Origin of the sequence: Methylocella tundrae, from assembly GCF_901905185.1 — a bacterium.
Taxonomy (GTDB): Bacteria; Pseudomonadota; Alphaproteobacteria; order Rhizobiales; family Beijerinckiaceae; genus Methylocapsa; species Methylocapsa tundrae.
On sequence record NZ_CABFMQ020000035.1, the window covers coordinates 75,179 to 99,986 of the forward strand.

Consider the following 24,808-nt stretch of genomic DNA (forward strand, 5'->3'; position numbering starts at 1 on the left):
TTCGCGCTCACTGCTTGTCGTGCAGGCAATAAGGGGTCGGCGCCAGCCCAACCGGACATCAGCCGCGCTGGGATCGTTAGCCTATCTCACGTGCAAGCTGCGCGAAGGCAGCGCATGGGCGCGAGAACTCCAGCTCTGCCTGCGGCCTGAAAAACCAGCGGCATATTGCGTGAGCACAAGGCCTGCGACATAGCCGAACTGAAGGCCGGCGACCAATCCGACGATCTGCAGGCATGACGCCGTCAAGGTTTGATTGATGAGCCCAGGGCCTGTGAGCACCAAAATGATGGCCACCCCGCAAGTCGGGATAAGAATATAGACCCTGAAGAAACGTCCGAGGACCAGTCCGAAAAGGACCGCCCCGAGCAGTAAGCTTATCATTTCGATGCCTCCCGATCGTCTTATCGTTCTTAGTTTTTTAATTCTTGTCTGTTTTCCTTCGACGGGTTTGCCCTAACGGCTCAAAAATCCAAAGCCTCATTTTGCAGCACATTCAGCGAGAGACTGAATTGCGGCTTCAAGACCCGAAAGTTTTATGACGCCGCTGATCTCGGCGTCGCCCTCGGAAATCTTGACAGACAGCTCGTCGGCGTTCCGCCAGGGGCCTTTTGCCAACTGCATTCCGTCTGCTGGCAGGATAAGGCCGACGCCGGTCGCGACTACGCTACTCACAAAATAAAACTCTTGTCCTCCAACGTGCAAGGTAATTTTGGGGTGTGTTTGCGGAGGAAACGGTTCAATCACTACTATAATCGCGTCCACGCCTTTCTTGCTGCAACGCAGCATTAGTCCGGCTAAACGCGGATCTGAGCGTTTGATATCAGAGATATGCAGTATAGCGGAAGAATCAGACCCGCCGTCGACTCCGGGAGCGCGCGTAATCCGCCATGAATTCGCTGGGTCGGAAGGTAAAGCCGTTGAGTCATCAGCTTGGGCTGCAATGATGTACGGCGGCGGTGCTTGGGAAGATTGCGCCTGACTGGCAAAGATCAGGCTAAAAGCGTGCGCGAAGCAGACGGCAAGCAACGACGGCCAAGTCGAGCGGAGCATCTCAAGTTCTTTGGGAGATCGCGGGAGGCGTGAGAAAAGGGAATGCCGCTGGATCAAGTCCTTGCCGACGGCGAGCCGCCGGCCCAATTTTTACATCGGCTGTGCCATTATTGTCTCAAAGATAGCGGCGATTGAGCCGCCGCACGGAAGCCGGAGCCGCCATAAACCGGCGATTATAGATGAGATTCGAGATAATCCTGAACGACACAAGCGCGGCGGCGAGAATTGCCAAGGTTCGCATAAAGCTATCCTTCTTTCGAGGGCGCATTTCGGCCTCCCGAATGCATGCTGCCTCAACGCCCCGCACAGGACGAAGTTCCATGCGGGGCGATGACGCGCTCCGTTCAAAGGCCGTCGAAGAGGGCGGTCGAAAGATAGCGCTCCGCGAAAGATGGAATGATGATGACGATATTCTTGCCTTCGCTCGCCGGCCGCGAGGCGACTTCAATAGCGGCGGCGACCGCCGCTCCGGATGAGATGCCGACGGGAATGCCCTCGACGCGCGCGAGCAGCCGCGCCGTATCGAACGCCGTCTGATTGCCGACGGTGACGACCTCGTCGATGACGGACTGGTCGAGGATCGAGGGAATGAAGCCGGCGCCGATGCCCTGGATCTTGTGCGGTCCCGCCTGCCCGCCCGACAGGACAGGCGAATCCTCGGGCTCGACGGCGATGACTTTGAGGCTCGGGCGGCGCGGCTTCAGCGCTGTGCCGACGCCGGTGATCGTCCCCCCAGTGCCGACGCCGGAGATGAAGATATCCACATTGCCGTCTGTGTCGTTCCAGATTTCCTCAGCCGTCGTCAGCCTGTGGATCTCGACATTGGCGGGATTGTCGAACTGGCGCGGGATTACGGCGTCGGGCGTCGCGTCGGCGATTTCCTGCGCCTTGGCGATAGCCCCCTTCATGCCTTGCGGGGCAGGGGTGAGGACGAGTTCAGCGCCAAGGAGCGCGAGCATTTTGCGGCGTTCGATAGACATCGATTCCGGCATGACGAGGATCAGCCTGTAGCCCCGGGACGCGGCGACGAAGGCGAGAGCGATGCCGGTGTTGCCTGAGGTCGGCTCGATCAGCGTCGTCTTGCCGGGCGTGATCTTGCCCTCCGCTTCGAGCGTCGAAATCATATGCTCGCCGATGCGGTCCTTGACGCTCGCCAGCGGATTGAAGAATTCGAGCTTGGCGAGGAGATTGGCCTTGAGGCCTTTCAGCGCCTCGATTTTCCTAAGGCGCACGAGCGGGGTGTTGCCGATCGTTTGCGTGATCGAATCATAAATGCGTCCGCGGCCCGGAGCCTGCTCGGGAGCGGAGGCTTTAGCCTGCTGCGCAGCGGTTTGCGCCATGATTTTTGCTCCATCTGGTTGAGCTGCACTTCGCGCCGAAGGTCAGCAATGGCTAGCGTTCTATTGGCGACCTCGCGAAGGCGCAAGATCAGTGCGCTGTTCCCGACCAGGCGAGGCTCAGGCGGCCCGCGCCAGGCCCGTCGCGGTCGACAGCGCCTGCTCGAGATCGGCGATGATGTCGTCTATATGCTCGATGCCGACGGAAAGGCGCACATAGCCGGGCGTCACGCCCGTCGCGAGCTGTTCTTCGCTCGAAAGCTGCGAATGCGTCGTCGTCGCAGGATGGATCGCGAGGCTGCGGGAATCGCCAATATTGGCGACGTGGTAGAACAACTCCAGCGAATCGATGAATTTGCGGCCGGCTTCCGCATTGTCCAGTTCGAAGCCGACAAGGCCGCCATAACCGCCGGTCAGATAGCGATCGGCCCGCTCGCGCGCTGGACCCGTCTGCAACGAGGGATAGATGACCTTTCGCACGCCCGGATGACGCGAGAGAAAATGCGCCACCGCCTCGGCGTTCTTGACGTGGCGCTCCATGCGCAGCGCCAGCGATTCAATTCCCTGCAGGATCAAAAAGGCGTTGAAGGGCGAGAGGCAGGCGCCGATATCGCGCAGCAGCGTCGTGCGCGCCTTGATGATATAGGCGATCGGTCCCAGCGGCTTGACCGCCTCGGTCCAGATTGCGCCATGATAGCTTGGATTGGGCGTATTGAGCGCGGGTTGCCGCTCCTTGTGGCTTTCCCAATCGAAATTGCCGCCGTCGACGATCACGCCGCCAATCGAATTGCCGTGGCCGCCGAGATATTTGGTGGCCGAATAGACGACGACCGCGGCGCCATGATCGAGCGGGCGCGACAGGATCGGCGAGGCGGTGTTGTCGACGATCAGCGGAATGCCAAGAGAACGTCCGATGGCGGCGACCTCGGCGATGGGCAGGACCGTGAGCTTTGGATTGGGCAGCGTTTCCGCGTAATAGGCGCGGGTGCGATCGTCCGTCGCGCGCCGGAACGCTTCGGGATCGTTCGGATCGACGAACCTGACTTCGATGCCCTGATCCCTCAGCGTGTTGGCGAAAAGATTCCAGGTCCCGCCGTAAAGATCGGTGGCGCTGACGATGTTGTCGCCGGCGCGGGCGATGTTTTGCACGGCGAAGGCCGAGGCCGCCTGGCCGGAGGCGAGCGCCAGCGCCGCGACGCCGCCCTCAAGCGCCGCGACGCGCTGCTCCAGCACGTCGAGGGTCGGATTACCCATGCGCGTGTAAATATTGCCGAGCTCTTTCAGCGCGAAGAGATCCGCGGCGTGCTGCGTATCGTGAAACTGATAGGAGGTGGTCTGATAGATCGGCACGGCGACGGAGCCGGTCGCAGGGTCCGCGCGCCAGCCGGCGTGCCGGGCAAGGGTCTCTGGCTTACGCGTCGGAGCCGGCATCAAAGTCTCCCAATGGTCGATGTTTGGCGCAAAGCGCGCGCCATTTCCCGTTCTTTGAGCATTACGGCGTTCAAACCGTAAGCTCCGCGGCGGCGCGCCCAGCGGACGCGCCGATCGAAACCATCTTAGACCATAAGATTTGTAGAGAGAAGCGTTTTTGTCGCTGGCCGAAAGGAGCCGGCCTGAAGCGGCTTACTGCTGCACGGACAAAAGATAAGCGATCACATCCGCGCGTTCGGCTTCGGTCTTGAGGCCCGAAAAATACATTTTCACCCCATGCAGGACGCCGCGCGGATTGGAGAGGTAGAGGTCGAGTTCTTCGACGGTCCAGGTCTTGCCGGAATTTTTGAGAGCGTCGGAATATTCAAAGCCGGGAACGACGCCAGCCTTGCGATTGATGATGTCGCTGAGGCTTGGGCCGACCTTGTTGACGCCGATGTCAAGCGAGTGGCAGTTCTGGCAGGTCCTGGCGAAGATGGCTTTGCCGGCGGCCGCGTCGCCAGCCGCCGATGCGCCGCCCGCGAGGCCAAGGCCCGCCGCCAGCGCCAACCCGCTGATGAGAGTTTCAAGTCGCATGTCTGTCTCCTGCCTGACGGGCCGCGCCGCGCGAGCAGCCTCCCCTCGCGCCTAGACCATCGCCGACAGTGGCAAGCATTGATGTGAGGCAAAATACGCCTTTTGGGGGGAGGGGGTTCGGCGGCGCGAAGCGGGAGCCTGTCCTGAACGCGGGCGGCCGCCCGTCGACGCCGGGCCGATGATCGGGAACAAAGATGCTCCAATCCCGTTTTTGGCCTGACCTGAACAGGTGGGCGAGGGATTCGCCAGGGCTCACATACTCAGGCAGACAGGGGACGCCAAATGCTAAAATGGGCGCTTATTTTCTTTATTGTTTCGATCATCGCCGGCTTTTTCGGATTTTCTGGAGTTTCGGCGACGACGGCGCAGATCGCGAAAATCCTGTTCTTCATTGCGGTCGTGATTTTCGTCATCTTCCTTGTGCTTGGCCTGCTGGCTGGAGAAGCCATCTTCTAGCGAGGCGCGGCCTGCGCAACCGAGAAGCAGGCCCGACAAAGAGAAGGGGCTCCGCGCCGAGCGGGGCCTTTTTTGCGTTGCGGCGTTAACCGGCCACGCGTGGAGCTGGTTGGCGCGGGCGCAGAAAAGACCATTGAGCGCATGGCGAAAGGAAGCCCGAGGCTCCACGGCGAGCGAAGCGGTTTGCGAAGCAAAACGTCGTAGAGGCGGGCGACCGGATGCGCTCGGGTCAGCCGTGCGGTGAATGGGGTGGTGTGGCCAGACTTTTAAGCAACGCCAAAGCAATTCGATGAAGGCGTGCGGCTCACGACAATCGATCGCTCGGTCCCTACAACTTGTCCCTATAATGTGGATCATCGAGAATCTTTGATAAGGGACCAGGAGAAATCCAATCCGCGATCAATTCGTTCGGGAGCACGGAGCGGTCTTCCGAAGCCATTCCGACGATGAACAGTCCCATTCTAAGCCTCGATGCGTGTATAAAAAGTCCATTTTCTGGATTGTATTTGGCTCGGTATTCGAATTGTTCACGGGTGTTCCACGCGCCCTGCGCAAGTGCGAGCGGATCTCCGGCGATATCAATTATCTTCTGGGGCAATCCCGTTCCTCGAAAATCTTCCTTAAAGCGTAGAAAAGCTCGGAAAAGTCCAGTACTTGGAAAGCATCTGAGAGTCTGTTCAAAATAGATCCCCAGTGTTAACTTCAGTGCGAATTGATTTAGATATGGGAGTGTGGCTGGGCCAATCGTGATAAATTTCGCTTCGTTTGGAATTGGAGCTCCGTAACTTGCTAAGTGTCGTCTTGCTTGTCGCTGACTGACGGATCCGCTGTTCTGTAGCCACTCCAATTGAATATCAGGGTGATTGTTGGCAATTCCACGTATCAGACGTTGTGAGTCCTCCCTTTCGGCCGTGGTGGGCTCGGAAAATCCCCAACGGGCTACAATTGCAGCGACCGTATCGCCGGTTCTGGTGCCCTCATTGCAAGCAGAGCACGCCGGCACGACCATTTGGTTAGGCCGGTGAGATCGATCAAACAACGCCTTTGGCGGAACATGCTCTCGAGTGTTCGCTTTGACGCCGCCACCACATAGGCAACAGTAGGCATATTTCTCCAGCAAGCGTTTTGTAGCGCTCTTCTTTTCACCCATAGTACGGGGTCTCCCTTCAAGGGCGAACGAGTAAGGCATCAGCGCGCCGCATGCGGCGACATTAATACTTGCTCGCGAACGAAGTCTTGCTAGGCTGTTCGGCCGTCCATTGGAGGCTTCTCTTAAAGTTGCGCATGGCGCTAAAGTCCACCGACCTTCGTCGCAATCCCTGTCCTCGGACTGAAATACGTGTGGCGTTGTCCGATTTGCCAGATAAATCGGACAAAGCTATTAGTGTGAAGCATGGCGGGGCCGGCGACCGCCTTTTCAACTACACCCCGTCGTCGCCCCACATGTATCGCATTTCAAACACGTCCCGTTGCGCACGAGCGTAAAATTGCCGCATTCGCCGCAGGCTTCGCCCGTATAGCCTTTCATGCGCGCCTGGGTGCGCTTTTCGGCGATCGCCGCGCCTTCGGCTGGCGTCGTCCAGTTGAGCTGGCCGAGTTCCGCCTCGACGTCCTGTTCGAGATTTTCTTTCAACGCTGTGGCGCCTTGCGATCCGCCCTGCACCAGCATCAGCTTGTCGGTCTTCGAGCGCACAAAACCGCTCGACACATATTTCGCTGTCGCGGGCGGCATCGGGCTTTGCGGCTGGCGCCCTTGAGTCTCGCCCTTGCCCAACACATCGGGGCCGATGTCGGTTGGATCGATATGGGCGAGATCGTTGCGGCCAAGGTAGGAGATGGCGAGTTCGCGGAAGATGTAGTCGAGGATCGAGGTGGCGTTCTTGATCGCGTCATTGCCCTGCACGAAACCCGCCGGCTCGAAGCGCGTGAAGGTGAAGGCGTCGACATATTCTTCCAGCGGCACGCCATATTGCAGGCCGACCGAGATCGCGATGGCGAAATTGTTCATCAGCGAGCGGAAGGCGGCGCCTTCCTTGTGCATGTCGATGAAGATTTCACCGAGACGGCCGTCGACATATTCGCCGGTGCGCAGATACACCTTGTGGCCGCCGACAACAGCCTTTTGCGTATAACCCTTGCGCCGGTCGGGCAGGCGCTCGCGCTCGCGAATGCGCTCGATCCGCTCGACGACGCGCTCGACGATTTTCTCGGCGACCGCGCTGGCGCGCGCCGGCGCATTGGAGGCGAGCAACACTTCGACCGCTTCCTCGGCTTCCTCGTCATCGTCTTCGATCAGCTGGCTGTTCAAAGGCTGCGACAGTTTCGAGCCGTCGCGGTAGAGCGCATTGGCCTTGAGCCCGAGCCGCCAGGACAGCATGTAGGCTTCCTTGCAATCCTCGATGCTGGCGTCGTTCGGCATGTTGATCGTCTTCGAGATCGCGCCCGAAATGAAGGGCTGCGCGGCGGCCAGCATGCGGATGTGGCTTTCGACCGAGAGGTAGCGTTTGCCGGTGCGCCCGCACGGGCTCGCGCAGTCGAACACGCCATAATGCTCGAGTTTTAGATGCGGCGCCCCTTCGACCGTCATGGCGCCGCAGACATACACATTCGCCGCGTCGATTTCCGCGCGGGAGAAGCCAAGATGGGCGAGCAGATTGAAGTTCTGATCCTCCAGCTTTTCCGCCGGAATCTTCAGCACGCCGCTCAGGAAATCAGCGCCGAGCGTCCATTTGTTGAAGACGAATTTGATGTCGAAGGCGCTCTTCAGCGTCGCCTCCAGCTCGGTGAGTTTTTCCGGCGTAAAGCCCTTGGCGAGCAGGGTTTCGTGATTGATCGCGGGCGCGCCTTGCAGCGTCGCGCGCCCGACGGCGAAAGTGATGATATCGTCGATCTCGTGGCCGGCGTAGCCGAGCGAGCGCAGCCCTTCCGGAACGGCGCGGTTGATGATCTTGAAATAGCCGCCGCCGGCGAGCTTCTTGAATTTGACCAGCGCGAAATCGGGCTCGATGCCGGTGGTGTCGCAATCCATCACAAGGCCGATCGTGCCGGTCGGCGCGACGACGGAAACCTGCGCATTGCGATAGCCATGCTTTTCGCCAAGTTCGACGGCTTTTGTCCACGCGGCCTTCGCATGATCGCCGAGCGCCTTGACGCGCAAGGCCGCGTGGTCGAGCGGAACCGGCGCGATCGACAGCGCCTCATAGCCGAAGGCCTCGCCCCTGGCCGCGCGTTTATGATTGCGCATCACGCGCAGCATCGCGCTCGCGTTTTCGGCGTAGCCCTCGAAGGGGCCAAGTTCAGCCGCCATCTCCGCCGAGGCGGCATAGGAGACGCCAGTCAGGATCGACGAAAAAGCGGCGCAGATGGCGCGGCCTTCGTCGCTGTCATAGGCGATGCCGGACGACATCAAAAGGCCGCCGATATTGGCGTAGCCAAGGCCGAGCGTGCGATATCTGTAGGAATTCTCGGCGATCTCCTTTGAGGGAAACTGCGCCATCATCACCGAGATTTCGAGCACGATCGTCCACAGCCGCACGGCGTGTTCGTAAGATTCGACATCGAGGGCGCCGGTCGCCGGATCGCGGAACTGCAACAGGTTCAACGAGGCGAGATTGCACGCGGTATCGTCGAGGAACATATATTCGGAACAGGGGTTCGATGCGACGATCGGACCCGCCGCCGGGCAGGTGTGCCAGTCATTGATCGTCGTGTGATATTGCAGCCCCGGATCGGCGGAGGCCCAGGCGGCGTGGCCGATCTTTTCCCACAGCGCGCGCGCTTTCAAAACCTTGTGCGCCTTGCCATCGAGCCGGCGCGTCAAGGTCCAGTCGCCATCCTCCTCGACCGCGCGCAAAAAGGCGTCGGTGACGCGCACGGAATTATTGGAGTTCTGGCCGGAAACGGTGAGATAGGCTTCCTTGTCCCAGTCGGTGGTGAAGGTTTCGAAGTCGATGTCCGTCTCGCCCTGCCGGGCCATCTGGATCACCTTCTTGATCGAGGCGTCCGGCACGAAAGCGCGTCGCGCCAGCTTGATCTCTCGTCTCAGCGCGGGATTCTTTTCAGGATTGAAGCAATCATCGCCCGGCCCCTCGCAATTGACGCAGGCGCGGAGAATCGCTTTCAGAGCCTTCTTCAGGATTTTCGAGCCGGTGACGAGAGCTGCGACCTTATGCTCCTCGCGCACCTTCCATTCGATGTAATCCTCAATGTCGGGATGATCGGCGTCGACGACGACCATCTTCGCCGCGCGCCGCGTCGTGCCGCCGGATTTGATGGCGCCGGCCGCGCGGTCGCCGATCTTCAGGAACGACATGAGGCCGGAGGATTTGCCGCCGCCCGAAAGCTTCTCGTTCTCGCCGCGCAGTTTTGAGAAATTGGAGCCGGTGCCGGAGCCATATTTGAACAGCCGCGCCTCGCGCACCCAAAGGTCCATGATGCCGCCCTCGTTGACGAGATCGTCGGCGACGGACTGAATGAAGCAGGCGTGCGGCTGCGGATGCTCATAGGCCGTCAGCGATTTGACGAGCTCTTTCGTCTCCGGATCGACGTAATAATGGCCCTGGCTCGGCCCATCGACGCCATAGGCCCAATGCAGGCCGGTGTTGAACCATTGCGGCGAATTGGGCGCGGCGATCTGCTTCGCCAGCATGTAGCGCAGTTCATCGAAAAACGCCTGCGCGTCCGTTTCCGAATCGAAATAGCCGCCCTTCCAGCCCCAATAGGTCCAGGTTCCGGCGAGACGGTCGAACACCTGCCGCGCCGATGTTTCCGACACAAAGCGTTCGGCCTTGGGCAGGGCCGCGAGCGCCTCTTCGTCGGCTTCCGAGCGCCAAAGGAAAGAGGGGATCGCGTTTTCCTCGATTCGCTTCAGCCGCGCGGGAACGCCGGCCTTGCGGAAATATTTTTGCGCCAATACGTCGGCCGCGACCTGGCTCCAGGCGGCCGGGACTTCGATGCTCTCCAGCGCGAATACGACCGAGCCGTCCGGGTTGCGGATTTCACTATTGGTCGAGCGGAACCCGATCCCGGCGTAAGGGGACTGACCTTCTTTGGTGTAGCGTCGCGCAATGTGCATTATCGTATCCCCGGAACTTCTTATCACTAGATATAGTAGCTGATCGCTTAAGATGCCGTAAATGTCGTACATCTTTCATCAATGGACAAATGAAAAATTCGCCGGAGTCACAGCAATTCGAGACTTGTGGAGAACTCCCGATTAGGCAATGCGAATCAGGGCAAACCGCCCGCGCGCGATTTGTAACGCCGCACAGGCTGGACAGCGCGGCTGGCGCCAGCCATAAAGGCGCCTCGACGTGGAAAAATCTGCAAAGCCCAAGGCGCGCTGCCGATGAAACTGCTCACGATGATTTTTACCTGGTGGAACGGACAGACGTTCAACACCTGGTTTTACACTTTGTTGCATGGCAAGGCCGTCGGCAAGGACGAGTTCGGCAACACTTATTACCGCGCGGCCAAGGTTGATCCGGCGCTGGGCTTCGAGCGGCGTTGGGTGATCTACGCCGGCGTCAGCGAGGGCTCGATGACGCCGCCCGGCTGGTATGGCTGGCTCCATCACACGGTCGATACGCCGCCGACGCAGGAAGATTACAAGCCGCGCGGCTGGCAGCTCCCTCATCTGCCCAATCTGACCGGCACGCCGGAAGCCTGGCGCCCGCCGGGGTCGATGCTGCGCGCCAATGCGCGTCCGAAAGCGACAGGCGACTACGACGCCTGGACGCCCGAAGGCTGAGGTTTTCACTCTGGCCACACAAGCGGATTTCCAGCCTGCCGCCCGAGGGCGCCGAGCATGCGCGCCGGTGAGCCTCTCCGCGCGCCGCCGCGCCTCCATGCGATCGCTTCTGTGCGCCGGCGTCGCGGTCTGCGCCGGGCTCGCGCCGCTCGACGGCGCCCTTGCGGACAAGATCAAGCATCCGATCGCAGTGTTTTCCGGCCTCGACAAGATTACCGGGCGAATCATTTCGTTCGAGGTCGCGACCGACGAGACCGTGCAATTCGGCACGCTTCAGATCACCGAGCGCGCCTGCTATACCCGCCCGGCGACCGAGGCGCCGCAGACCGTCACCTTCGTCGAGGTTGACGAAGTCGACGCGAAGAATGACTACAAGCGCATTTTTTCCGGCTGGATGTTCGCGGCGAGCCCCGGCCTGCACGGCATCGAACACCCCGTCTATGATATCTGGCTGACGGATTGCAAAGGCGGCGGCGAAACCATCGCCAGCCCCGAGTCCGCGGCGACCGAACCGAACACGCCCCCGCCGCCGCCAGAAAACGCCGCGCCCGCGCCGAAAAAGCCGGCCTCCAAACCGCGGCGCGTCCAGCCGCAGACGCCGCCGCCGCCCGTCGATGATTTTGGCGACGGGCTGCCGCAGCAAAGTCCTGGCCCCGTGGAAGTCGCGCCGCCGCCGGGCTTCAAGGCTCCGACGCAGCGCCCCCGCCGTCCGGCGGACGATCCGGATTCGCTGGTTCCTCCAGCCGACATACCGAACGGGCGGCCGAGCCAGCGTTTTCCGGGCGACGGTTTCTGACGCGGTTTTTGTCGGCCCTTGGCGCAAGTGACCGGCGGTCGGCGAGAGAGGCCGACTTTAGCTCGGCAAACCTTACCTAAGTTTCATCTCGCCGAAAGAGCGGCGTAAGCAAAGCGCATCCATAGTGCCTCCATCAGCTCGGCGCCAACGCCGCAGCGCTGTCATAACGGCCACGATGGAGATATTGATCAATGGCTCTTCCCTTGCTTCCCGGCCCCGATCAGACAGGCGCCCCGCATAACGCGCCGCGCCGCCCGCAAGGACTTCGCCTCGCGCTGCTCGGCGCCGTGGCGACGGTCGCCCTGACCGGAGCGCTCGCGAATAGTTTCATCTCGACGCAACCGGCGATCGCCGAGACCTCGGCTCAGGCGGCTCCAGCGGCCTCGCCGGTTTCCTTCGCCGACGTTGTCGACCATGTCCGCGACGCCGTCGTCTCCGTCAAAGTCAAGATCACCGAAACCGCCGACGCGAGCGACAGCGAAAGCGATGACGACAGCGACGCCCCGAGCAGCCCCGTTCCCCATCTTGCTCCCGGCGATCCTCTCGAGCGCTTCTTCAAGCGCTTCGGCGAGCAGGGCGCACCGCATCAGTTCGGCCCGGCGCGCCCGCACACCGCGCAGGCTCAAGGCTCGGGCTTCATTATTTCGTCGGACGGCTATGTCGTGACCAACAATCACGTGGTCGAGAAAGCAACCGACGTGACCCTGACGACGGATGAGGGCAAGACTCTCCATGCCAAGGTCGTCGGCACTGACAAGAAGACCGACCTCGCGCTGCTCAAGATCACGGAGCCGGGCACCTATCCGCACGTCAATTTCGCGGGCGCGACCCCGCGCGTCGGCGATTGGGTTATCGCCGTCGGCAATCCGTTCGGCCTTGGCGGCACTGTAACGGCGGGCATCGTCTCGGCTCGCGGCCGCGATATCGGCGCCGGCCCCTATGACGACTTCCTGCAGATCGACGCGCCAGTCAATCGCGGCAACTCAGGCGGACCGACCTTCAACACCCAGGGCGACGTCGTCGGCGTCAACACCGCGATCTTCTCGCCTTCGGGCGGCAGCGTTGGCATCGGCTTCGCCATTCCGGCGGAGACGGCGCAGTCGATCATCGCCACGCTGAAGGACAAGGGCTCCGTCGCCCGCGGCTGGATTGGCGTGCAGATTCAGCCTGTCACCGATGAAATCGCCGATAGCCTCGGCCTCAAGTCGAGCAAGGGCGCGCTGGTCGCGGACGCGCAGGATAATTCCCCCGCGAAAGAGGCGGGCATCAAATCCGGCGACGTCATTTTGGGCGTCAATGGCGAGCGCGTCGATGGTCCGCGCGATCTTGCAAAGAAGGTGGCGGCGCTCGGGCCGGGCAAAAAGGCTGATCTTCTTTACTGGCACGACGGGTCAGAGAAGACGGTCGCGGTCAAGCTCGGGTCGCTTCCTGACGATAGCAAGGCAGGCTCGAAGCCCGCGGCTCTGGCGGATAATTCCGCATTGACCGGCCTTGGCCTGAAGCTCGCCCCGGCGTCGTCCATTCAGGGCGCGGGCAGCGATGGCGTCGTCATCGCGGACATCAATCCCGATGGCGTCGCTGCGCAAAAGGGCCTTCGCGTCGGCGACGTGATCCTCGAGGCGGGCGGTCACGCGGTCAGCAAGCCGTCGGATATCTCTTCGGTGATCGCCGACGCCAAGAAGGATGGCCGCAAAGCCGTGCTGCTTCGCGTCAAGAGCGGCGAAGGCACGCGCTTCGTCGCGATTGCGACCAATCCGGCTTCCTAAAGCATGAACCCGAAAAGTTGCAGACTTTTCGGACAAGTTCATGCGGCTGGCGCGGCGCCAAAAAAGCATGAACCCGAAAAGTCGCAGACTTTTCGGACAAGTTGATGCGGCGAATAAAGCGACGCCGGACATGATCGCTTCAATTTTGAAGAGGTCGTTCAAAGTTTCAGCTTCCTAAGTCTCGGCTGCGAGACTTTTGCGAGTCCGCGACGGGTCGCCCCCCGCCACGGCGCGGGCTCCAGGACGCGACAGGCCGGGAGGCGACTCCCGGCCTGCTGCTTTTTCAGGAAATGAGTATTATGTCCCTTATGCGCATACTTATCGTCGAAGATGATTCGGAAGCGGCCAACTACATGGCCAAGGCGTTTCGCGAAGCGGGGCACGTCGCAGATCACGTCGGCGACGGACTGGAAGGCTACGCCCGCGCGCGCGAAGAAGATTACGACGTCCTGATCGTCGATCGCATGTTGCCGAAGCTCGACGGGCTCTCGCTCATCGGCGGCCTTCGCTCTCAGAAGATCGAGACGCCCGCGCTGATCCTGTCGGCGCTCGGCCAGGTCGATGACCGCGTCAAGGGCCTGCGCGCCGGCGGCGATGATTATCTTGCAAAGCCTTATGCTTTTTCTGAACTTCTCGCGCGCGTCGAAGTTTTGGCGCGGCGTAAGCAGACGGGAACGGGAGAGGAGACGGTCTATCGCGTCAATGGCCTAGAACTTGACCGCTTGGCCCACAAGGTCACGCGGGAAGGCAAGGAAATCCAGCTCCAGCCGCGTGAATTTCGGCTGCTGGAATATTTGATGAAACACGCCGGGCAAGTGGTGACGCGGACCATGCTGCTCGAAAATGTATGGGACTATCATTTCGATCCGCAGACCAATGTCATTGACGTTCATATTTCCCGGCTGCGGGGCAAGATCGACAAGGGTTTCGAGCCGCCCCTTCTGCAAACCATTCGCGGCGCGGGATATATGATCCGTGACGGCTCTCGCTAGGCTTTTTCGCACAACAGTTTTCAAAGTATCGCTGGCTTATCTGGTGATATCGGCAATCGGCGCGGGACTGGTCCTTGGCAGTGTCGGCGACAATGTGAAGATGCTGATCAACCAGCAGATCGCCCAGACGGTTGACGCCGACATCGGCGGACTGGCTGAGCAATATGCGCAAGGCGGCATCCGCGGCCTCGTCGAAAGCGTCGAAAAGCGGACGCAGCGGCCGGGCGCCGATCTCTATCTCGTCACCACAGCGGCGGGCGAGCCGATCGCGGGCAACATCAAAAATCTGCCGCCGGGCGTCCTGGAGCGTCCGGGGCTTGTCGAAACCGCCTATGAGCCGGCGGGAGGCGTCGGCAAGAAGCGCCGCGCCATGGCGCGCATCTTCGCGCTGCCGGGCGGCTTCCGGCTGCTTGTCGGACATGACCTCGAGGAAGGCGAGAGCCTGCGCCATATTCTCGGCGGCGCGCTGCTCACGTCCCTGTTCTGGCTGGTGGTCATTGGCACGCTTGGCGGCCTGTGGGTGGCGCGACGCGTGCTCAATCGCGTCGAGGCCATCAACGCCAACGCCCGAACGATTGTCGCCGGCGATCTCTCCGGCCGGCTGCCCGTCGCCGGCACGGGCGATGAACTCGACAGGCTGGTCCAGAACCTCAACGCCATGCTCGACCGCATCGGCGAACTCATGGCTGGCGTCAAGCAGGTCTCGGATAATATCGCGCATGACCTCAAGACGCCGCTGACGCGTTTGCGCAGCCGCGCCGAGCAGGCTCTGCAATTTGGCAAAACGGCTGAGGATTATCGCAGCGCGCTGGAAAAAGTGATCGAGGAATCCGACCGCCTGATCCATATTTTCGACGCCCTCCTGAATATCGCCCGCGCGGAGGCGGGCTCAGGGCGCGAAGGCATGATCGATTTCGACGCAGAATGTGTGACGCGCGACGTCGGCGAACTCTATGAGCCGGCGGCCGAGGAGCGCGGCTTCGCGCTGAAAATCGACGCCGAGCCTAATCTCATGGTTCATGGCAGCCGCGAGCTTGTCGGACAGGCGATTGCAAACCTCGTCGACAATGCGCTGAAATATGGCGGCGAGGCGGAGGAGCAGACCGCCGGCGCGCAGTCTCGGGCAACCGTCGAGCGCATCGTCGAACTGTCCGCGCATCGCTGTGGCGCTCACGTCGAGATCAGCGTCGCCGATCATGGCCCGGGTATCCCGGAGGCCGATCGCATCCGCGTCCTCGATCGTTTCGTGCGGCTGGAGAATTCGCGCTCGCGGCCGGGATCGGGGCTTGGCCTCTCTCTGGCCGCCGCCGTCGCGCGGCTGCATAACGGCTCCTTGCGGATCGAGGATAATGCGCCGGGCCTGCGCGTCGTCATCGCTCTGCCTGCGATCGCCGTCGTGCGCGAACCGCCGCCGCGACTGGCGCTTCCGCCGCCGGAGGCCGCGGCGTGACCGAACGAAAGCCGCAGAACCCGGCGCGCGCCGCCGACAGGCCTGAGGGCGAGGCCGATCTGCCATTGTATCGGCGTCTGCGTCAGGCCCCGCGCCTCACGGATCGGCGCCGCGCGCGCGGGGGGGTCGATGATCTCCTTCAATCCGATGCGGCGGCTGATCTTCGCGCTCTCGCCGGCGAGCCTTACGTCAAGCCACTGCTCGAGGCGCTGGCCGATCATTCGCCCTTTCTGTGGCGCCTTGCGGCCTGCGATCCTGGCCGCCTCGCGCAATGCCTTTTGAGCGATCCGGACGCGCGGATTGACGCCTGCCTCAAAACGATGAGCGCGGCCTGCGACGAGACGGCGGATGAGGCCGTCGCCATGCGAATCTTGCGCCGGGCGAAGCAGGAAACCGCGCTTTTGATCGCGCTCGAGGACCTTGGCGGCGTCACTGATGTTGTGCGCACGACTGCCGCGCTTTCGCGCGCGGCTGACGCCTTCCTCAAAGCCGCTTTGCGCTTTCTGCTGCGCGAGGCCCATCACGCCGGCAGCCTGAAGCTTGCCTCATTGGCGGAGCCCGAGACAGGCTGCGGCCTCGTCATTCTCGCGCTCGGCAAGCTCGGCGCGAATGAGCTCAACTATTCAAGCGACGTCGATCTCGCGGTTTTTTACGATCCTGAATCGTCAGCCCTGGCCGAAGGGGCGGCGGCCTCCGCCGTCTTCGTTCGCCTGACGAAACGCCTCGTCAAACTCTTGCAGGAGCGCACGGTCGATTCCTACGTGCTGCGGGTGGATTTGCGGCTGCGGCCGGACCCTGGCTCGACAGCCGTCGCAGTTTCGCTTCCCGCCGCCTACAGTTATTACGAAATGCTCGGCCAGAACTGGGAGCGCGCCGCCTATATCAAGGCGCGTCCGGCCGCGGGCGATAGCGCGCTCGGCCGGACGTTTCTCGCGACCCTGACGCCGTTCATCTGGCGTAAATATTTCGACTACGCCGCCATCGCCGACATTCACGCCATGAAGCGGCAGATCCACGCCGTGCGCGGCCATGCCGAAGTCACCGTGCCGGGCCATGACGTCAAGCTCGGCCGCGGCGGCATTCGCGAGATCGAATTCTTCGTCCAGACCCAGCAATTGATCTTCGGCGGAAAAAGGCCGAACCTTCGCGGCTCGCGCACGCTCGACATGCTCGCCGAACTTGGCGCCGACGGCTGGGTGACGGGCGAGGCGGTGAACGATCTCAGCGCCGCTTACATCATCCTGCGCGAAGTCGAGCACCGTCTGCAGATGGTGGCCGACGAACAGACGCAGCGCCTGCCTGCCGATCGCGAAGAATTGTCGCGCTTTTCGCGCTTTTGCGGCTTTGCGAAAGAACAGGATTTCGAAACCTGCCTCATGCGCCACATGGGCCGGGTTTCCCATCATTACGCGCGCCTGTTCGAGGATGCGCCGGCGCTTGACGCCGAAGTCGGCAGTCTCGTCTTCGCCGGGGCCGAAGCCGATCCCGAGACGCTGGAGACGCTGGCGCGGCTTGGCTTCAAGGAGCCGGCCAAAGCTTTGGAGACGATCAGAGGTTGGCATTTTGGCCGACGGCCCGCGGTGCGCACGCCGCATGCGCGGGAGGTTTTGACCGAACTTGTTCCAGGGCTCGTTCAGGCCTTCGCGAGTTCAGGCGATCCCGACATGGCGCTTGCCGGTTTTGACAGCGCGCTCGCGCGCATGCCCGCGGCGGTCGAACTCTTCTCGCTCCTGAAATCGAACCCGCGGCTTTGTGAATTATTCGCCGATATTCTTGGCGGCGCCCCGCGCCTTGCGCGCATGGTGATCAACAATCCCCATATCCTCGACGCGACGGTCGATCCGCGCATCCTCGAAACGCCAATAGATGACAGCGTTTACGGGCAGCGCGCCGCGCGGCTCCTTGGAGCCTCGGCGCATCTTGAGGAATTTCTTGATGCGCTGCGCGATTTCGCCAAGGAAGAGATGTTTCCGATCGGGCTCAAGCTCATGTCGGGGGCGATCAGCCCGATGGCGGCGGCACGCGACTATTCCTCGCTCGCAGGCGCCATCGTCGAGGCGGCGCTCGCCTTTATCGAGCGCCTTTTCGCCGCCGAACATGGCCGCGTGCCGGCAGGGCGCTGCATTGTTCTTGGTCTTGGCAAGCTCGGCTCATACGAGATGACCGCGGCGTCCGATCTCGACCTTATTCTCATCTATGATTTCGACCGCGACCGTCCGGAGTCGGACGGCGCCAGACCATTGCACGCCGTGCAGTATTATACGCGCATCGCACAGCGCCTCATTTCAGCTTTGACGGTCGCGACGAAACGTGGCCCGCTTTATGAGGTTGATATGCGCCTGCGTCCGTCTGGGCGCCAGGGCCCGGTGGCGACGCAGCTTCGCAGTTTCGTCGAATATCAAAACAACGCGGCGGAAACCTGGGAGCATATGGCGCTGACGCGCGCGCGGCCTGTCGCCGGCGACTGTGGCCTCAGCCTTGAGACGGGCGAGGCCATCCGCGCCGTTCTGATGCGCGAGCGTCCTGCGAAACTGGCGCGCGACGTCGTCGAAATGCGCAAGCTGATCGCAAGCGTCAAGGGCGACAAGGACCCCTGGGATCTGAAGCTGGCGTCCGGGGGCCTCATCGACATCGAGTTCCTCGCGCAATATCTGCTGCTGCGCCACGCGCACGCACATCCCTCGCTGATCAGCGTTTCGACATCGGCGGTGCTCGAGACCGCGGCGGAACTCCGCTTGATCGAGCGCGAGGATGCGCGAACGCTGCTCGACGCCCTTCGCTTGATGACGAATGTCACGCAAATGCTGCGGCTGACCCTCGACCCTGGCGCCGATCCACGCCTTGCGAGCGAAGCCGTGCAGCGCCGCCTCGCCAACGCCGCTGAACTGCCGAGCATCAGCGCTCTGGAAAGCGATCTCGTCGAGGCGCGCTCGAAGGTGCGCGGGATTTTCAGGCAGGTGCTATCCGCGCACTGAAGCGCGCAGTTTTTGCGGCGGGGCGTGCGGGCGGCGCGGCGCGGCCGCCGCCATCAGCAGCTTCTGGCGCGGCGCGTCGCGCGATTGCGGCAGATGCACGAGGACGATGGTGCCGGAGCCGACGGTTGAGCGAATACGCATCGAGCCGCCATGCAGATCGACGAGCGAGCGCGCGATCGCGAGGCCAAGCCCCGAGCCCTTCATGCCATTGTCGAGGCCGCCGTCCAACTGTTCGAACGGCCGTCCAAGCCGCGCCAGCGGCGCCGCCGCGATGCCCATGCCGGTGTCCTCCACATAAACGTTGAGGGCTCCCTGGACGATGCGCGTGCGCACGCTGACGCGCCCGTCATTGGGCGTAAATTTCACCGCGTTGCGAAGAAGGATAGTGAGGATTTTCTCGAAAGCGTCGCGATCGGCGTGAATGTGCTTCTCAGGCAAGGTTTCGGCGATGACACTGATGTCTTTCTCGCGCGCGATTTGTTCGATCGTCGAGACGGCGCGTTTGACCGCCGTGTCGATGTCGAAATCGGTCTTTTGCAGGCGCACGCGGCCCGCCTCGAGGCGCGACATGTCGAGAACATCGGATATGACGGCCAGCAGATATTCGCCGCTCTGTTTGATGTCGCTGGAATAGTCGACATATTTGCTGGAGCCGAGTGGGCCGAACGTTTCCTGCTGCATCAATTCGGAGAAACCGATGATGGCGTTAAGGGGCGTTCGTAATTCATGGCTCATATTGGCGAGGAATTCCGACTTCGCGCGGTTGGCCGTTTCAGCCTCGGCTTTCTGTTCGAGATATTTCTCGGCGAGATCGGCGAGCTGCTGCGCCTGGACTTCCAGCGTCTGACGAGATTTGCGCAGGTCCGCGACGGTCGCCATCAAACGGCGTTCGCTCTCCATCAACTGTTCTTCATGACGCTTCAGGGTGGTGATGTCGGTGCCGACGGAAACATAGCCGCCGTCCTTGGTGCGCCGTTCGTTGATCTGTAGCCAGCGCCCGTCGGCGAGCCGGGCTTCGTAGGTCCGGGCGCCGGCCTGAGGCCTCTCGCCGAGCGCTGTCTGCGCCTGGATGAGCGGCGGCGTGCCCCGTTCCATGACCTGGGCGTAAGGCGTTCCGGCGGTGACGGCCTCGCTCGACAGATTGTGGAATTTCTGGAACTTCGAATTGCACATAACGAGCTGATTGTCGGCGTCCCAGAGGACGAAGGCCTCCGACACCGATTCAATAGCGTCGCGCAGGCGCAGGTCAGCCGTGGCGGAGCGTTCCGCAAGCGTCTTTTGCTCAGTGATGTCGACGCATATGCCGACGAGATGTGGCGTTGATCCCGGCCGTTCGCGCACGAGTTCGGCGCGCGCGCGCAGCCAAACCCATTCGCCCCTGACATTTTGCATCCGGAAGGCGTGGTCGACGCTCTCGGCTTTCGATGCGGTCAGCATTTCCGCGATGGCGGCAAGATCGCCATCTTGCGGATGCACCAGCGTGTTGATGTCTCCGAAGGAGAGAAAATTGCCGACGGGCGCCATGCCGAGGATTTCATACATCGAATCCGACCAGTAGATCCGTCCACGCGCGAGATCCCAGTCCCAAAGCCCGCATCGGCCGCGCGTCAGGGCGGTGTCGATGCGATCGCGTACGCGATCGCAGATGCGATCGGATTCGCGTGCGCGGGACGCCTGCCAGAAATAGGCGACAGCGAGCGCGATGAGCACGAGAGTGGTCGAGACGAGAAGAACGGCGGTGCGCAACGCGGCGGTGCGCCATTCGGCGAGGATCGACGACATCGGGGCGATGAAGGCGATCTGCCCCAGCGGCGCGCGCAAGTTGCGCACGGTCGCGAGGGCGTCCGTGCCGTCGGCGAGATTGATGCGAAGGACACCGGCCTTTTCGGCGAAAATGGTCAGCGGTTGCGCCACGCCAAGATAGTCGGTGAGTGAGCCTCTCACCCGTTCGGAGCCTGGGGCGGATGCGATGACGTCGCCGGCGAGGTTTGTGATCAGCACCTGCTGTCCGCGGGCGATGGCGCGTGAGGGGACCGTATCAGCGAGCGCGGCGCCGATATCGCTCTGCGGCGTCTGTTTCAGAATGTCGCGAAGATCGTCGGTGACGACGGCGGAGAGCAGTTCGAGGTCTGAAAGGGCGTCGGAGACGGTGCGGTCATAGGAATCATGCGCCATCACGCTCGTCATGGCGATGAGGGCGGCGATGAAGAGAACGACCATCGCGGGAACGCCGCGACGCACCCAGATCTCGAGACTTCCTATCCCGGAGAGCGCAGTCCGCGCCGACGCGGCGTGAAGCGCCGGAGTCCCGGCAAGTTCTAGCAATGCGTCTGCATGCGCAGACGCATCAGCCGCGTTTGCACGCGCCATGTCAGGCCCCCTCGAAACTTGACCGGAGTGATGTGCCGCATCTCTCCGAGTCGAGAATCATGAGACTCCGACTTCGCTTTTTTGTCCAGAAAATTCATTAAGAATGAATGTAATTTTTAAGGTTGACGGCAGATCCTGATGCGCTCTCGCAAAAAATCGGCGTCAATTGCGTAAGTATTTGAAAAAGAAGCGTTTGCGCGTGGGTCCTACGTCCGGGAAACAGCTCGCCTCCGGGGCGAAAAGATCGTAAAAACAATTGCGTAGGTGAAGGACGCCAAGCGCCGCAGCGGCGAAGGCGCGGCCCCTCGCGCAGCCTTAAGCCGCGCGGCTTCGCTCAAGGATCAGCGGTGACCAGCACCAGCGCGAAACCGTCATAGCCTTTGCCGCCGACCGTCTGAATCGCCGTTGCGGCGACGCGCGTTTCGCGGGAGAGAATCTCATTGAACCGCCGCACGCCCTGGACGTCGGGATCGGCGCTGTCAGGGTCGATCACCGCGCCGTTGCGCACGACATTATCGACAATGATGAGGCTCCCGCGGCGCGATAAACCAAGGGCGAAGTTGAAATAGGCCGGAATGTTCGCCTTGTCGGCGTCGATGAAAAAAAGATCGAAGGGGCCAAGGCGCTCCATCGACAATTGCGGCAGCGTATCGAGCGCCTGGCCGAGACGCAGTTCGATCTGGCCGGCAAGTCCTGCCCGCGCAAAATTGGCGCGCGCGACTTCAGCATGTTTGGGATCGGCCTCGAGCGTAATCAGACGCCCCTCGGGCGGCAGGGCCCGCGCGAGCCAGATCGTGCTGTAGCCGCCGAGCGTTCCGATTTCGAGAATGCTTCTTGCCCCCTGGATGCGCGCCAGCAGCTGCAGGAGCTTTCCCTGATTGGGCGCCACCTGGATCGAGGGAAGGCCGGCGGCGGCGCTCGCCTCCAGCGCGGCGTCGAGCGCCGGATCGCCGGGCGCGAGAAGGTCACAGATATAAGCGTCGACGGCGGTCCAGAGCTGCTCGCTCATTCATTCGTCCTTTGGCTTGAAAGCGGCGCGTGAGGAAGGCTTCCGACCCTTTAAAGTCCGAAAGCCCTCTCCTTCCCTTATCGTCCTGATGCGTTCCTATGCGCTGTGCCGGATCAGCTAGCCGAGCGAACGCTCGACAATGTCCTTGACGTCCGCTGAAAGCGCGCCCTCGGCGGCGATGCGGCGCAGCGCCGCCTCTGCGAGCCCCCGCCGTTTCGCCTCGAGCGAGCGCCAGCTCTTAAAGGCGGCGAGCAGCCGGGCGGCGACCTGCGGGTTTTTCTGGTCGAGATCGAGCACGACGCCGGCGACGAAATCATAGCCGCTTCCGTCCGGCGCGTTGAAGCGCGTCTGGTTTCCGGTTGCGAAGGCGCCGATAAGCGAGCGCACCCGGTTCGGATTTTGAAGCGAAAAGGCGGCGTGGCGCATCAGCTTCTGAATCCGCTCGAGCGTGTCGGTTTCCGGGATCATCGCCTGCAGCGCGAACCATTTGTCGATGACCAGAGCCTCAGCGGCGTGGCGGCGATAGAATGTGTCGAGCGCCCCCTCCCGCAACGAGCCCGCCCTCTGCGCCAACGCGCCGAGGGCGGCGATCTCATTGGTCATGGTGTCGGCGGCCTCGAACTGGCGGGCGGCGAGGCGGGCGCCTTCGACCGGCTCGCCCGCGCAATAAAGATCGAGCGCGGCGTTGCGCAAGGCGCGGCGGCCGGCGGCCTCGGCGTCAGGCGAATAAGGCCCGTTCTCGGCGTGCCGCGCATAGGCGGAGAGAAGACCGGCGGCGAGGCTTTTGCCGATCGCCTGCCGCAACGCGTCGCGCGCGGCGTGAATGGCGTCGGGATCGACATCCTCGCCCATATCGCGGGCGATGTCGGCCTCGCTCGGCAAGGTGATCATCTGCGCCGTATAGGCGGGATCCGAGCTTTTATTGAGGACGACGCCGAGCGCGTCGATGAAGCCCTGATCGTGGCGCGCTTCGCCGCCGGCGCGGATATTGGCGACCGAGCGCAGCAACAGCCGGCTGGCGTAGGTCTGCGCCGCCTGCCAGCGGTTGAAGCTGTCGCTGTCATGCGCGATGAGCGTGATGAGATCGGCTTCGCTGGCCGGATAGTCGAGCCGCACGGGAGCCGAAAAGCCGCGCAGCAGGGAAGGCACCGGACGGCTCGGCACGTCGAGGAAAGTGATCTTCCGGCTCGGAGCCGAAAGCTCGAAGACGGCGCGTGAAATCTCCAGCGCGCTGGCTCCGTTCTGGGCGCCGACCTTCAGCGGCAAATCGCCATCGCGGCCGACGAGGCCAAGCGCGATCGGAATGACGAAAGGCTCCTTGTGGTCCTGTCCCGGCGTTGGCTTCGAGAATTGCCGGAATTCAAGCGTAAACGTTCGCGCCGCCGCGTCATAAGCGCCATTCGCCTCAACGAGCGGCGTTCCGGATTGATGATACCAGCGCGAGAACGCCGTCAGATCGCGGTTGGCGGCTTCCGCGAAACAGGAGATGAAGTCTTCGATCGTCGCCGCCGTCCCGTCATAGCGATCGAAATAAAGATTCATGCCCCTGGCGAAGGCCGCCTCTCCGATCAGCACTTTCAGCATGCGAATGACTTCGGCGCCCTTCTCATAGATCGTCGCCGTGTAGAAATTATTGATCTCATGATAGGTCTCAGGCCGCACATTATGGGCGAGCGGGCCTGCGTCCTCGGGGAATTGCGCGGCCCGCAACGCGCGCACGTCGGCGATGCGATGAACCGCGCGCGAGCGCATGTCCGAGGAGAATTCATGGTCGCGGAAGACCGTGAGGCCTTCCTTGAGGCAGAGCTGGAACCAGTCGCGGCAGGTGATGCGGTTGCCAGTCCAGTTGTGGAAATATTCATGCGCGATCACGGCCTCGATATGGGCGTAATCGGCGTCCGTCGCGGTCGCGGGCGAAGCGAGCACATATTTGTCGTTGAAGATGTTGAGGCCCTTATTCTCCATCGCGCCCATGTTGAAATCGGACACGGCGACGATATTGAACACGTCGAGGTCATATTCGCGCCCGAAAGCGGTTTCGTCCCAGGCCATCGACCGCTTGAGCGCGTCCATGGCGTAAGCGGCGTGCGGCTCCTTGCCATGTTCGACATGAATGCCAAGCGCGACCTTGCGGCCCGACTTCGTGATGAATTCATCGTGAACGGAGCCAAGATCGCCGCCGACCAGAGCGAACAGATATGAGGGTTTTGGAAAGGGGTCGCGCCAGACCGCGTAATGGCGCTTGCCTCCTTCGAGATCGCCCGCCTCGATCAAATTTCCGTTGGAGAGAAGCAGCGGCGCCTCCGAGCGATCCGCCTCGATGCGCACCGTATAGACGCTGAGCACGTCAGGCCGGTCGAGAAAATAAGTGATGCGGCGAAAACCCTCCGGCTCGCACTGGGTGCAATAGGCGGAGCCCGAGCGATAGAGGCCCATCAGGCGCGTGTTCGCCGAAGGATCGATTTCCGTCTCGATCTCCAGTGCGAACGGCCGCTGCGGCGGCGCTGCGAGCGTCAGTTGATCCGGGCTGAGCAAGGCTTTGTCGAGGTCGATCGCCTCGCCGTCCAGCGTGATCCGCCTTGCGTTGAGCCCGTCCCCGTCCAGAACCAGCGCGGCGTCGCGCCGGCCATGTGGATTGGGCCGAATGCTGAGGCGCGAGACGATCCGGGTCGCGGTCGCGTGGAGCTTGACATCGAGATCGACCGCGTCAATCAGATAGTCTGGAGCCTTGTAGTCTTTCAGGCGAACGGGTTCGGCACTGTCGGTACGCATCAAAACCTCAACACAAGGCGGCGGCAAAAGGGCTCGCGGGTCGAGCCGATCATAGGGCTTGCGCCGGCGAGGCGTAAAG

18 protein-coding genes are annotated in these 24,808 nt (G+C 62.1%); 7 read left to right on the forward strand and 11 right to left on the reverse strand.

Going from position 1 to position 24,808, the window contains the following annotated elements; genetic code table 11:
• Positions 1-81: 81 nt before the first annotated feature.
• From MPC4_RS04540 to MPC4_RS04560, 6 genes are all read right to left on the reverse strand, one after another.
• Positions 82-381 carry a hypothetical protein gene (locus MPC4_RS04540; protein WP_174511473.1) on the reverse strand — a complete coding sequence of 100 codons (300 nt, stop codon included), beginning with the start codon at positions 379-381 and terminating at the stop codon, positions 82-84.
• A 96-nt stretch (positions 382-477) separates the two neighbouring features.
• Positions 478-1,050, reverse strand: a complete 573-nt coding sequence (locus MPC4_RS04545; RefSeq protein WP_174511474.1) for a hypothetical protein — start codon at positions 1,048-1,050, stop codon at positions 478-480.
• Between the two features lie 115 nt (positions 1,051-1,165).
• Positions 1,166-1,291, reverse strand: coding sequence for a hypothetical protein (locus MPC4_RS21460; RefSeq protein WP_280514732.1), 126 nt, complete (start codon positions 1,289-1,291; stop codon positions 1,166-1,168).
• Positions 1,292-1,394: 103 nt separating this feature from the next.
• A complete protein-coding gene (gene cysK / locus MPC4_RS04550; RefSeq protein WP_174511475.1) occupies positions 1,395-2,390 on the reverse strand; it encodes a cysteine synthase A in 996 nt (331 codons plus the stop codon).
• A 117-nt stretch (positions 2,391-2,507) separates the two neighbouring features.
• Complete coding sequence (locus MPC4_RS04555) at positions 2,508-3,818, reverse strand: O-acetylhomoserine aminocarboxypropyltransferase/cysteine synthase family protein (protein WP_174511476.1); 1,311 nt, start codon at positions 3,816-3,818, stop codon at positions 2,508-2,510.
• A gap of 192 nt (positions 3,819-4,010) precedes the next feature.
• Positions 4,011-4,394: a c-type cytochrome gene (locus MPC4_RS04560; protein ID WP_174511477.1), complete on the reverse strand. Its 384-nt coding sequence runs from the start codon at positions 4,392-4,394 to the stop codon at positions 4,011-4,013.
• A 282-nt stretch (positions 4,395-4,676) separates the two neighbouring features.
• Here MPC4_RS04560 and MPC4_RS04565 point away from each other — a divergent pair, with 282 nt between their 5' ends.
• Complete coding sequence (locus MPC4_RS04565; protein ID WP_174511478.1) at positions 4,677-4,850, forward strand: DUF1328 domain-containing protein; 174 nt, start codon at positions 4,677-4,679, stop codon at positions 4,848-4,850.
• A gap of 328 nt (positions 4,851-5,178) precedes the next feature.
• On the opposite strand, the gene MPC4_RS04570 is transcribed toward MPC4_RS04565, so the two are convergent.
• Positions 5,179-6,000: a hypothetical protein gene (locus MPC4_RS04570; RefSeq protein ID WP_174511479.1), complete on the reverse strand. Its 822-nt coding sequence runs from the start codon at positions 5,998-6,000 to the stop codon at positions 5,179-5,181.
• Between the two features lie 267 nt (positions 6,001-6,267).
• Entirely contained in the window at positions 6,268-9,924 is a 3,657-nt protein-coding gene (locus MPC4_RS04575) for a vitamin B12-dependent ribonucleotide reductase (protein WP_174511480.1), read from the reverse strand.
• Between the two features lie 273 nt (positions 9,925-10,197).
• Here MPC4_RS04575 and MPC4_RS04580 point away from each other — a divergent pair, with 273 nt between their 5' ends.
• The 6 genes from MPC4_RS04580 (at position 10,198) to MPC4_RS04605 (ending at position 18,578) form a co-directional block, all read left to right on the forward strand.
• The gene (locus MPC4_RS04580) at positions 10,198-10,599 is read left to right on the forward strand and encodes an NADH:ubiquinone oxidoreductase subunit NDUFA12 (protein ID WP_174511481.1); all 402 of its coding nucleotides are present in this window, start codon (positions 10,198-10,200) and stop codon (positions 10,597-10,599) included.
• Positions 10,600-10,696: 97 nt separating this feature from the next.
• Complete coding sequence (locus MPC4_RS04585; RefSeq protein ID WP_134486145.1) at positions 10,697-11,395, forward strand: DUF2155 domain-containing protein; 699 nt, start codon at positions 10,697-10,699, stop codon at positions 11,393-11,395.
• A gap of 191 nt (positions 11,396-11,586) precedes the next feature.
• On the forward strand, positions 11,587-13,161 hold the full coding sequence (locus MPC4_RS04590) for a Do family serine endopeptidase (RefSeq protein ID WP_174511482.1): 1,575 nt from the start codon (positions 11,587-11,589) through the stop codon (positions 13,159-13,161).
• A gap of 308 nt (positions 13,162-13,469) precedes the next feature.
• Positions 13,470-14,153: a response regulator transcription factor gene (locus tag MPC4_RS04595; protein ID WP_134492231.1), complete on the forward strand. Its 684-nt coding sequence runs from the start codon at positions 13,470-13,472 to the stop codon at positions 14,151-14,153.
• Positions 14,137-15,603, forward strand: coding sequence for a sensor histidine kinase (locus tag MPC4_RS04600; protein ID WP_174511483.1), 1,467 nt, complete (start codon positions 14,137-14,139; stop codon positions 15,601-15,603). Before MPC4_RS04595 ends, MPC4_RS04600 begins: the two co-directional genes overlap by 17 nt.
• The gene (locus tag MPC4_RS04605; protein ID WP_244628843.1) at positions 15,600-18,578 is read left to right on the forward strand and encodes a bifunctional [glutamine synthetase] adenylyltransferase/[glutamine synthetase]-adenylyl-L-tyrosine phosphorylase; all 2,979 of its coding nucleotides are present in this window, start codon (positions 15,600-15,602) and stop codon (positions 18,576-18,578) included. The genes MPC4_RS04600 and MPC4_RS04605 overlap by 4 nt, the downstream gene beginning before the upstream one ends.
• Here MPC4_RS04605 and MPC4_RS04610 read toward each other — a convergent pair.
• The 3 genes from MPC4_RS04610 to pepN form a co-directional block, all read right to left on the reverse strand.
• Complete coding sequence (locus MPC4_RS04610; RefSeq protein WP_174511484.1) at positions 18,564-20,948, reverse strand: sensor histidine kinase; 2,385 nt, start codon at positions 20,946-20,948, stop codon at positions 18,564-18,566. The two genes, MPC4_RS04605 and MPC4_RS04610, sit on opposite strands and share 15 nt — an antisense overlap.
• A 334-nt stretch (positions 20,949-21,282) precedes the next feature.
• The gene (locus MPC4_RS04615) at positions 21,283-21,957 is read right to left on the reverse strand and encodes an O-methyltransferase (protein ID WP_174511485.1); all 675 of its coding nucleotides are present in this window, start codon (positions 21,955-21,957) and stop codon (positions 21,283-21,285) included.
• A gap of 117 nt (positions 21,958-22,074) precedes the next feature.
• Positions 22,075-24,729, reverse strand: coding sequence for an aminopeptidase N (gene pepN, locus MPC4_RS04620; RefSeq protein ID WP_174511486.1), 2,655 nt, complete (start codon positions 24,727-24,729; stop codon positions 22,075-22,077).
• Between the last annotated feature and the right edge of the window lie 79 nt (positions 24,730-24,808).